Annotated in this window: 1 protein-coding gene; it reads left to right on the forward strand. The window is 69.6% G+C overall.

Features of this window, described 5'->3' with window-relative positions; all coding sequences use genetic code 11:
• A partial coding sequence (locus BIS11_RS17765) for an alpha-amylase family glycosyl hydrolase (protein WP_253586749.1) occupies positions 1-1333 on the forward strand: 1333 nt, incomplete at both ends.

Genomic DNA, 1333 nt, shown 5'->3' on the forward strand with positions numbered 1-1333 from the left:
GTCCTCAACCACGTTTCGCGCGAGTCGCTGTGGTTCGTCGACTACCTGACCGGAAGCCTGCCCGGGCGCGACTTCTTCATCGAGGTGGACCCCGCCACCGACGTCTCCCAGGTGACCCGCCCGCGCAGCAGCCCGCTGCTGGTGCCGGTCGCCACCCGCCGGGGCACCCGCCACCTGTGGGCGACCTTCTCGGACGACCAGATCGACTTGAACTTCGAGAACCCCGACGTGCTGCTGGAGTTCGTCGGCATACTGCTGTTCTACCTGCTGCAAGGCGTGAGCATCGTGCGACTCGACGCGGTGGCGTTTGTGTGGAAGCGCCTGGGCACGACCTGCATCCACCTGCCGGAAACCCATGCCGTGGTGCGGCTTCTGCGCGCCATCGTCGACGAGGTCGCGCCCAACACGCTGTTGATCACCGAGACCAACGTGCCCCACGCGGAGAACATCAGCTATTTCGGCCTGGAGCGGCTGGCACCGAAGGCCGCCGGCCCCGTGCGCACCGCCGACGAAGCGCACATGGTGTACCAGTTCGCCCTGCCGCCGCTGCTGCTGCATACGCTCACCCGGGGCGAGGCCGCAACGCTCCAGGGGTGGCTCGCGAGCCTTCCCGAGCTGCCCGACACCTGCACCTACCTCAACTTCACCGCCAGCCACGACGGCATCGGCGTGCGCCCGCTGGAGGGGCTTTTGCCGGATCACGAGCGCGACGCGCTGCTCGAGCTGATGCACCGTTTCGGCGGCTTCGTCAGCATGCGCAGCAACCCCGATGGCAGTGATACCGCCTACGAGATCAACATCACCTGGTTCGAGGCGATGCGCGGCACCCGCCGCGGGCCGGACCCGTGGCAGATCGCGCGGTTTCTGTGCAGCCAGGCGATCATGCTCTCCCTTCAGGGCATCCCCGCGCTCTACCTCCACACGCTGACTGGCTCGCTCAACGACGTCGAGGGCGTGGAGCGCAGCGGGCGGCTGCGCTCGATCAACCGCCGCCAATGGCCGCGCGACGAGCTCGAACTGCTGCTGGCAAGCCCTTCGACGCCGACCCACGACGTGTTCCACGCGCTGCGCGCGCTTCTCGCCCTGCGCCGCGCGGAGCCCTGCTTCCATCCCGGCGCCGCCCAGCATGTGCTGACCACACCGGACAACCTGCTGGCCATCGAGCGCGGCCCCCTCGAAGACGGCCGCCGCCTGCTGGCACTCTTCAACGTCACCGACCGGCCCGTGCCGCTCGACGAGGCCGGCCCGGCCCTTATCGAGGCGCTCGGCCAGGGCGGCTGGCGCACGCTCGAGGGCCCCACGGCGGGGCCTGTCGACGCGCCCCTTGCCCCCT

The organism is Halomonas sp. 707D4 (genome assembly GCF_024158685.1).
In the GTDB taxonomy this organism is placed as follows: Bacteria; Pseudomonadota; Gammaproteobacteria; order Pseudomonadales; family Halomonadaceae; genus Vreelandella.